The sequence below is a fragment of the Treponema sp. genome, from assembly GCF_045657965.1.
Lineage (GTDB): Bacteria > Spirochaetota > Spirochaetia > Treponematales > Treponemataceae > Treponema_D.
On sequence record NZ_JAZOUG010000186.1, the window covers coordinates 1 to 9344 of the forward strand.

The following is a 9344-nucleotide window of genomic DNA, read 5'->3' on the forward strand; positions in this document are numbered from 1 at the left end:
GCTTTTGGGAATCCTCTTCATACTGAATTTTTCGTTCCAAGCGATGGGAAAGGCAAAGGAATCTTTGGCGCTTGCCGTAAGCCGTCAGGGTTTCGTTTTCGTGCCTTGCACAATCATCTTGAACGCCGTAATTGGTCTTGAAGGCTTGATTCTTTCGCAGCCAATCGCGGACATAGTTTCAATCGGCATTGCTTTCACGATGTTCATGTTCATTAACAAGGAATTCAAAAAGATGTAATCATGCTGCCCGTTTTCATGCGGGCGTATGCTTCTTTTATTTTTCACTTATTGAGAACATCGTCATTTTCTGATAAAATCCAATTCTGATGAAAAAAAGACTTCCCGTCATTTTTGTTTTGACGGCGGCGGTTTTGGCAGTTTCTTTTTTCAGCCGAAATCTTTTTACAAAAGACAATTCAGTTTCTCGTGCCCGTGTTGTAATTCCGCTTGTTGGTGAAGCAGCTTCAAAAGACAATAAAAACGAATATTCCGAAGGACTCGAAAAAACTTCATTCATTCAGCTCTCAACAGGCGAAACCTTAGTCGGTACCTTTGAAATGGATATCGATAATGACGGTTACGACGACCAGATTAATATGGTAAAAACTTCATCAAGTCCATACATTGTCCTGATTGTTGCACTTTACAATCCAAAAAACGGCAGCTATGAACGGACGAACTATCTGGCAACACAGATAACGCAAATGAAAACTTTTGCCTGCACGAGCATAGATGTAATTGGTAATCATAAAAATTCACTTGTTTATCAGGGAATAACTGATTTTGGAACTGTAGTCTTAAAAATTTATTCAGGAACCCGGAACAAAAACGGAGAATTTATTCTGAATTCCATCGGAGATTTTGAGGCAGACGGCACCATCTTTATTCAGCAGACCCCGCGAAGCGAAAGCTACGAACTTGCTCAGGCAAAAGGCGAAAGTTTTCCAATATGGGTTTACGCATCAGAACAAAAATCTGGTGATTCAGCTTCAACCCAGTCTGACCAAATTCAGACTATGTATACATGGAATGAAGCAGAAGGATGTTATGCAGCTGAAAAAACACTCCGGGTCACAGGAAACCGGCTTGCTCAAAAAGAATTAGCCAGAATTCAGGACGGAACAGTAGAAACTTTCGGAAAATTCTTAGACGGCTTATGGTACAAAGTTGAAAACACAGGAAAAAGCATAAGATTTATTTCCTTCGATTATTCAAATCTGGAAATTATTTTCGAATATGAAGATTCAGAAGAAGTATATTCATGGCTTAAAAGCACATTACGGCGTAACGGAATCTATTTTTCAGCAGTCAACAAATCAATTGAAAATTTACAGCGCAGATTTGACATATCTCTGATTAACACTGATGAAATCAGAATAAAACTCCAGGATGATGTACGGATGTTAATAAACGAAAGTACACTCTGGGACGGAAATTACAAAAAACTGACTTCAAAGGAAACTGTAAAAGATATTTCAGGGCTTAAAACAGAATGCATTTCACGTCTGATTGAACAGGGAACCTGGGAAACAAACGATGGTACAATTTTAAAATTCACTGAGTCCCTTTATACTGCCACAGGAAAAACTTCCTATGATTCAGGCAGATTCACAACAAATGAAATTGCAGGCAGCACACTTTTGCAGTTCAAATCGGTACATGAACTTCCTTACTTTAAAAGCCATTATCTTCCCGCATTTCAAAACAAGGATAAAGATTCAATCATTCTGGAAGAAGTTACAATTTCACCAAAAGGTTTTTATCAGGAACAAAAAGCACCGGTTATTCTAAAAAAATACATACCCCCAAAAGAAGACTCTAATACCGTAGAAGAAATTCAATCATTCGTACAGTCAGAAAATACTCAAAATTCAGCTGAACCAAAATTATCTGTCGGTATTTCACCACAATATTTTTCACCGGACGGAGACGGCGAATATGATGATTTAACAGTCATGCTTAAAGCAGAATGTTCTTCACAAATAAAATCATGGAGCTTTACTGTTGAAGATCCTGCTACTTTAAAACCTTTCTGGACAGCAAGAGGAACTTCTACCCTTACAGAAAAAATCATCTGGAACGGAAAATCTGCAAAAGGAGAAGTTGTTCAGTCGGCAACAGATTATCCGTATGATTTTACGGTTACTGATTCAAATAATCTTTCATCAACAGTAAAAGGATTCATAAAAGTTGATGTTCTTGTAGTCCGTGAAGGTGAACGGGTTAAAATTCAGGTTCCTTCCATAACTTTCCGAAGCGATGCTGCAGACTTTAAGACTACAGAAGAACTTGCTGCCCGGCCTGATTATGACGGCGTTACAAAAGGATTAGACCAGCGCACTCTTGAAAATAATGTAAAGGTTTTAAGCCGAATTTCTGAAATCTTAAAAAAATTCCGCGATTACAATGTCACAATCGAAGGAAATGCAAACAATCTTTCAGGAAGTCAGGCTGAAGAAGATGAAGTCCGGCTTTTGTCCGAAAAACGCGCACAATATGTGCGTGACTGGCTTATAAAAGACGGCGTTTCCGCATCAAATCTCAAAGCTGTCGGTAACGGAAGTAAAAATCCGGCAACTCTTTCAACGGCCCTTGAAGACCGCTGGAAAAACAGACGTGTAGAATTTATTTTGAAAAAGTAATAGGATATGTGAATTATGACAGCCAACGAACTTCGCTCGAAATATATCGAGTTTTTTAAATCTAAGAATCATGCTGAAATTTCCGGACAGAGCTTAATTCCGGAAAATGACCCTTCTGTTTTGTTTACAATGGCGGGAATGCATCCGCTCGTTCCTTACCTGCTCGGCGAAAAGCATCCTGCAGGCACTCGTCTTACCGACTACCAGAAGTGTATCCGTACAGGCGACATCGAAGAAGTAGGAGATCCAAGCCACCTTACCTGTTTTGAAATGCTAGGAAACTGGTCACTCGGCGACTACTTCAAAAAAGAATCAATCGCTTTTTCTTACGAATTTTTGACCAGCTCTAAATGGCTCGGCTTAGACCCTAAAAAAATCTCTGTCACTGTTTTTGCAGGAGATGAAAATGCTCCCCGCGATGAAGAAGCTGCCGGCTACTGGAAAGAAAACGGAATGCCGGAAGACAAAATCGCATATCTTCCGGCAAGTGACAACTGGTGGGCAGCAGGTCCAACAGGTCCTTGTGGCCCGGATACAGAAATTTTCTACTGGGTCGGCGAAGGCTTACCTCCAGCAGGTTCAAACAAAGGAACTGACAGCGCAAACTGGATGGAAATCTGGAACAATGTCTTCATGCAGTACAACCGCATCGACGAAAAGACACTTGTTCCGCTCGAAAAAAAGAACGTTGACACCGGTATGGGCCTTGAGCGCACAAACTGCATTTTGCAGGGCAAAAAATCTGTCTATTTAACAGAAGTTTTCCAGCCAATCATTGCAAAAATCGAAGAACTTTCCGGCTACAAATACGGAAGCAACGAAGAAAAAGACAAGTCAGTGCGCATTATTGCCGACCATGCACGTGCTTCTGTTTTCATCATCGGGGACGTCCGCGGAGTTACACCGGATAGAGTTGGAGCAGGCTATGTTTTGCGCCGCTTAATCCGCCGTGCAGTACGCCATGGAATGAAGCTCGGTATCGAAAAGGCATTCCTTGCAGAAGTTGCAGATGTTGTAATCGAAAATTTCAAGTGCGCTTATCCTGAACTTGAAACAAATGCTGCAAAGGTTAAAAAAGAACTCACTGCCGAAGAAGAAAAATTCCGTGTTACCCTTTCAAAGGGCGAAGCAGAATTTCAGAAACTTCTGCCAAATCTTCTTAAAAATCCTAAAAAAGAAATTTCCGGCAAAGTTGCATTCCGTCTTTACGACACATTCGGTTATCCTCTTGAACTTACTCAGGAACTCGGGGCAGAAAACGGCTTTACTGTCGATGTAGAAGGCTTTAAAGAAGCAGAACGCAAACATCAGGAAGCTTCAAAATCACTCGACGCAGGAAAAGCAAAAGGCGGTCTTGCAGAACAGAGTGATGTAACGACAAAATATCACACAGCAACCCACCTTTTACAGCAGGCTCTCGTCAATGTTTTGGGAGACCAGGTTGCTCAAAAAGGAAGTAATATCAACAACGAGCGAATGCGTTTCGACTTCACTTTCGAACGCCCGATGACAAAAGAAGAAATTCAGAAAGTCGAAGACATCGTTAATCAGAAGATTAAAGAAGATTTGCCTGTCACAATGGAAATTATGTCACTTGAAAAAGCAAAAGCCGAAGGTGCACGAGCTCTGTTTACTAACAAATACGGTGAAGACGTAAAAGTCTACACTATCGGAAAAGATGCGAAAAACGACTGGTTCAGTAAAGAAGTCTGCGGTGGTCCTCATGTTCAGCACACAGCCCAGATCGGCGACTTCAAAATCCAGAAAGAGCAGTCATCTTCAGCCGGCGTAAGGCGAATCAGGGCAGTAATCAGTGGCGGACTTCCGCTTGACCCGCAATAAAATTGTAACTATCAGAGAATAAGTGTGTTCTTATACTAGAGGAAAAACAGATATGAAAAAAATTGTACTTGCTGCAACACTTTTACTTTCAATGACGACAGGCATCTTTGCTCAGTCTGATTTACAGCCGCTTGCTATAGTGAAACTCAACAAATCTGAGACAATCACGCTCAAACAGCTTAAAAACCGTGTAGAAACATACCAGAAGCAGAATAATATGACGGCTTTTACAGTTGATCAGAAAAAGGAAATCCTTGATGCTATGATTGATGAAAAACTCGTTGTTCAGGCTGCAACAAAAGCCGGTATGAACATAACCGACACACAGGTAAATCAGTATTTTCTGCAGAATATCAGCCAGCAGGTTGGTAAACAGGTTACAGAAGCTGAATTTTCAGAAATCGTAAAAAAACAGACCGGAAAAAGCCTTGACGACTTTATGAAAGAGCAGGTCGGCATGAATGTTACCGACTACAAAGCTTACCTTAAAAATCAGCTTCTGGCACAACAGTATGTAATGCAGCAGAAACAGGAAGATATTAAAAAAGCATCTCCAAAAGATGAAGATATCCGTAAATTCTATGATTTAAACAAAGCTTCATTTGTACAGAACGATATGGTAAAACTCTTTTTAGTTGTAGTTCCTAAAGGAAGCAATTCAGAAGGTGCCAAAATCAAGGCAGAAGCCCTTAAAAAAGGTGTAACAGACAAATCTCTTTCTTATGAAAAAATTAAAGCCGATTCAGGCAAAGATTATCAGGGCGGCGATTTGTTCATCGGAAAAACTGCACAGCATGCACAGCAGCTTGGAATTTCTTACAACGATCTTCTCGAACTGTTTACCCGCGATATCGGCTATATGTCTAATCTTAACGAAACAGAAACTGATTTCCAGTTTTATGTAGTACGACAGAAGTATCCTGCAAAAATGCTCGCAATTTCTGATCTGGTACAGCCGGAAACAACAACAACTGTTTATGATTACATCAAACTTAATCTTACAAACCAGATGCAGAGTCAGGCTCTTGTGGCAGCTGTTCAGAATATAACAAAAGGATTAAGAACGCCAAGCAACTTCGAATATAAACAGAAAGAAGAAAAACTTAAAAAATTACTCGACTGGAAATAATAATGTCACGAAGAAAATCAAGAATAATAGCATTTCAGGCGCTTTATTCCTGGGATGTTGGCGGCATGAGCGAAAAAGATGTTCTCGAACTGAACTGGGTAAACTCCCCTTCTCAGGAAGCAGAATCTGAGATTGCTTCTGAAAAACCCACTTTAGACGAAGAAGGTGCAGCTTTTTCCCGTATGCTAATCGCCGGCACAATCGAAAGCATCAGTGCAATTGACGAAAAAATAAAGCAGCATCTCACAAACTGGGACTTCGAACGCGTAAACAAAGTCACTGTTGCTATTTTAAGAATGAGTGTATACTCGCTGATGTTCACAAAAGATGTTGATGCTTCAATTGTAATCGATGAAGCAATCGACATAGCCAAAAATTACGGTCCGGATGATTCATATAAATTTGTAAATGCAATTCTGGACAACATCCGAAAATCTCTGTAGCCTATGAAGAAACTTCCTGTTTTAAGAAATTCTGCTGTTTTTTCGCTTTTATTTCTTTTTACAGGATTTTTTTTCAATTCCTGTTCTAATTCTTCAGAATCTTCCTTCATGTCAAACATGGAAACAGTAGATATTTTCATGAAAAACGGTGACATGAACGAAGCAATGAAACTTTTAAAAAAATCAGAAAAAAAAGCATTCAGTTCTTTTGCAAAGATAGGAATTTTTCGCCGTTACATGATAATGGGCGAAGAAAAAAGGGCTGAAAATGTTCTTGTGAAAGGATTAAAAAAATTACCGGAAAATCCGGAACTCTCTGCTGTCTACGGGCATTTTCTGCTCAGACACAGTCGTCTTGAAGAAGCCATAAATATTACAAATAACCTTGAAGGTACAAAATACGGCTCAATACGTTCTGAAGCAGTCTTAAAACAACTTGAGTTAAGTGAACTTTCTGAAAGAAACAGCAGAATGCTTTCCAGGGATTTTGCGTCAACATATTACGATATGTATGTAAGTACAAATAATCCATGCTGGCTAAGAAACTGCACGATTCTTTATCTGCTAAACGGCGATTATTCTATGGCAAGTTCGCTTCAGAGGAACCTGCAGAATTCAGAAGATGCACTTTTCTGGGCTTATGTTCAGTATGATTCAGGAAATTACGATATTGCAGCCCAGAATCTTGAATCTGTAACTTCTCCGCTTTTAAAAGGGAGTGCTTCTCTGCTTGCTTCTGATGCTTACATGATGCTCGATGATGAAGAAAGTGCAGAAACAAAACGCGAATATTATATCAATTTTGCAAAAAGAGAAGGACTTAAAATTTCGCCGTCGATTTTAGTAAATTCTTCCCTCTACTCTTTCAGGCACGAACAGTACAGAAAATCCTACGAATACCTTCTGGAAGCTATAATTGCAGAACCAGATTTTATTCCGGCTCTTATAACCTACGGCAAGCTTTCATGGCAGGATTCAAAACCATTACAAATGACCGAGCTTGAAAAAGCTTTGCGCCAGACTTCACTCAGAACAAGTAAAATGCGTGAATATGACGAGCGTCCCAAATTTACAATTTCAGATGCACTTTACAGAATGGAAGAAACTTTAGAGCGCGAAAGCAAAGCCAATATCAGGCATAATGAAGATTTAATTGTAGAAAGGCTGGCACTTTTCCTAAAAAATACCCCGGAACTGAATTTAACTCAAAAAACTGCTGCAATCTGGAAGGAACTGGAACAAAACCAGCTTGGCACAAATCTTTATCCTGCACATTTAGTTCAATTTGCAGTTCAGAGTTTTCTCTCTTACGGACTTACAGATGAAGGCCGCGAACTTTTTATGAACTATATCAATGCAAAATTTAATTTAAATTACAGAAAACAGTCAGAAGAAGCCGGCACCAAAACAAACATTAAAACAGACATTTTTGGCGGTGAACTGAAAGAAAAAGTTCCTGTAATTCCAGAAAGTGTTGCAAGACTTGCTTTTGGTGACAGAGCTGCTGATAAAACTGATAAAATGGAAATCTGGGAAGTAGAGTTTGCGGCATATTTTTCATTGCTCGAAAAAAATATTTCTGCGGCAAAAAGGCTGTATGAATATGTTGTATTTGAAACCGGTGGTGTAAAAAGGGCAAATGCAGCTGGCAATATAACTTCAATTTCTCCACTGGCAGCTTCTTCAAGTGCAGCAAATCTTGCAATGATTTACTCAAGCACGGGGGAAAGCCAGAAAGCAATGGAACTTTATTCCCTTGCCGCCGGAAAAACAAAAGCAAAGCAGGTAAAATCAAAACTTCTGTACAGACTTGCTAAAATTCAAAAAGAAACCGGCGATATAGACGGAGCAAAAACCTCTGTCAGATACAGTTTAAGTTTAGACCAGAGCAATGCTGATGCAAGGCTCTTAAAAAGACAGATTGATGCAAAATAAAACCCCTCACAACGAGGGGCTTACAAAAATTATTCTACGATAGCAATAATATCGCTGTTTTTAACAATAAGGTAATCATCACCGTCAATTTTAACCTGAACGCCGGCGTATTTATCGTACATTACGCGCTGTCCTGTTTTGACAGTAATAGGATCTTTTTCAGTCCCTGGTCCAACAGCTTCAACAGTTGCAGTCTGAGTTTTTTCCTGAGCTGTTTCAGGAATAATAATTCCGGAAGCAGTTTTTGTTTCTGCCTTTTCCTGTTTAAGAAGAACACGGTCAGCCAATGGTTTAAGTTTCATATATTTCCTCCAATATAATTTTTAATTGATACTATAAAAATAATGAATTTTTTAACAATCGGCAATAAAAAAAAAATTTAAATTCAGTCAAATATTTTGACATTATATAAAATAAGGCTTAAAATTATAAGGTAAAACAAAAATAAAGCTAGGAGATAAATCATGCGTTCAAAGTATGTGGCCGGAAACTGGAAGATGAATATGGACAAAGAAGGAGCACAGGCTCTTGCAAAAGGATTAGTTGAATCCTTAAAAGGGCTTAATGCAAAATTCATGATTGCACCCCCCTTCGTTTATCTCGATTCAGTTTATCAAATCATTAAAGGAAGCAATATCATTCTTGGTGCTCAGGACATGGCAGCAACAGAAAACGGAGCCCACACAGGTGCTGTTTCTGGAGCCATGCTTAAAGATATCGGAGTTTCTACCGTTATTTTAGGACACTCAGAAAGAAGATACGAATTTTATGAAAATGATACTTTAATTAACAGAAAAATTCATGAAGCCCTTAAATCCGGACTTGATGTAGTTCTCTGTATTGGTGAGCTTTCTTCACACAGAATTGTAGGAGTTACAGAAAGAATCTGTGAAATTCAGATTCGGGACGGTCTTGCAGGAATTACAGACGAACAGCTTTCTCATATTTCAATTGCATATGAACCTGTATGGGCTATTGGAACAGGTAAAACAGCAACTCCTCAGGAAGCACAGGACGTTCACGCTTCTGTACGCTCTGTTATTTCAAGAATTTACGGACCAAAAGCCGCAGAAGAAATTAAAATCTTATACGGCGGTTCAATGAATGCTTCAAATGCCGAAGAACTTTTAGCACAGCCGGATATCGACGGCGGCCTTATTGGAGGAGCATCCCTCAAGACAGATACATTCACTCCAATCTGTAAATTTGCATCAAGATAGTTGATAAACATAAAAAAAATCCTGTCCAAAAATGGGCAGGATTTTTTTGCTTATTTTTTCGTAACCTTAGCTATTTTGTTGCCAAAATAGCAATACCTGGGAGTGTTTTTCCTTCGAGGAATTCGAGGGAAGC

At 39.3% G+C, this 9344-nt stretch carries 7 protein-coding genes and 1 pseudogene; 7 read left to right on the plus strand and 1 reads right to left on the minus strand.

The annotated features are described in order from the left end of the window. The 6 genes and pseudogenes from ACKI5B_RS07030 to ACKI5B_RS07055 all read left to right on the plus strand — a co-directional run. Positions 1 to 238, plus strand: a pseudogene (locus ACKI5B_RS07030) (MATE family efflux transporter); the annotation flags it as partial. 88 nt (positions 239 to 326) lie between these two features. Then, positions 327 to 2642 carry a pallilysin-related adhesin gene (locus ACKI5B_RS07035; RefSeq protein ID WP_407427204.1) on the plus strand — a complete coding sequence of 772 codons (2316 nt, stop codon included), beginning with the start codon at positions 327 to 329 and terminating at the stop codon, positions 2640 to 2642. Positions 2643 to 2657: 15 nt separating this feature from the next. Further along, the gene (locus ACKI5B_RS07040; RefSeq protein ID WP_407427206.1) at positions 2658 to 4484 is read left to right on the plus strand and encodes an alanine--tRNA ligase; all 1827 of its coding nucleotides are present in this window, start codon (positions 2658 to 2660) and stop codon (positions 4482 to 4484) included. Positions 4485 to 4536: 52 nt separating this feature from the next. Beyond that, on the plus strand, positions 4537 to 5613 hold the full coding sequence (locus tag ACKI5B_RS07045) for an MOSP complex formation periplasmic protein, TDE1658 family (protein ID WP_407427208.1): 1077 nt from the start codon (positions 4537 to 4539) through the stop codon (positions 5611 to 5613). Positions 5614 to 5615: 2 nt separating this feature from the next. Next, entirely contained in the window at positions 5616 to 6056 is a 441-nt protein-coding gene (nusB, locus tag ACKI5B_RS07050; protein WP_407427210.1) for a transcription antitermination factor NusB, read from the plus strand. Positions 6057 to 6059: 3 nt separating this feature from the next. Beyond that, positions 6060 to 7991: a tetratricopeptide repeat protein gene (locus tag ACKI5B_RS07055; RefSeq protein ID WP_407427212.1), complete on the plus strand. Its 1932-nt coding sequence runs from the start codon at positions 6060 to 6062 to the stop codon at positions 7989 to 7991. Between the two features lie 29 nt (positions 7992 to 8020). On the opposite strand, the gene ACKI5B_RS07060 is transcribed toward ACKI5B_RS07055, so the two are convergent. Next, positions 8021 to 8293 (minus strand): co-chaperone GroES, encoded by a 273-nt coding sequence (locus tag ACKI5B_RS07060; protein WP_407427214.1) that lies wholly within the window; start codon positions 8291 to 8293, stop codon positions 8021 to 8023. Between the two features lie 162 nt (positions 8294 to 8455). Here ACKI5B_RS07060 and tpiA point away from each other — a divergent pair, with 162 nt between their 5' ends. Beyond that, on the plus strand, positions 8456 to 9211 hold the full coding sequence (gene tpiA / locus ACKI5B_RS07065) for a triose-phosphate isomerase (RefSeq protein ID WP_407427216.1): 756 nt from the start codon (positions 8456 to 8458) through the stop codon (positions 9209 to 9211). Positions 9212 to 9344: the final 133 nt, after the last annotated feature.

Bases quoted from the DNA above. Each gene is read 5' to 3' on its own strand.
- tpiA (WP_407427216.1), top strand. From the start codon at position 8,456: ATGCGTTCAAAGTATGTGGCCGGAAACTGGAAGATGAATATGGACAAA.
- nusB (WP_407427210.1), top strand. From the start codon at position 5,616: ATGTCACGAAGAAAATCAAGAATAATAGCATTTCAGGCGCTTTATTCC.
- ACKI5B_RS07055 (WP_407427212.1), top strand. From the start codon at position 6,060: ATGAAGAAACTTCCTGTTTTAAGAAATTCTGCTGTTTTTTCGCTTTTA.
- ACKI5B_RS07045 (WP_407427208.1), top strand. From the start codon at position 4,537: ATGAAAAAAATTGTACTTGCTGCAACACTTTTACTTTCAATGACGACA.
- ACKI5B_RS07060 (WP_407427214.1), bottom strand. From the start codon at position 8,293: ATGAAACTTAAACCATTGGCTGACCGTGTTCTTCTTAAACAGGAAAAG.
- ACKI5B_RS07040 (WP_407427206.1), top strand. From the start codon at position 2,658: ATGACAGCCAACGAACTTCGCTCGAAATATATCGAGTTTTTTAAATCT.
- ACKI5B_RS07035 (WP_407427204.1), top strand. From the start codon at position 327: ATGAAAAAAAGACTTCCCGTCATTTTTGTTTTGACGGCGGCGGTTTTG.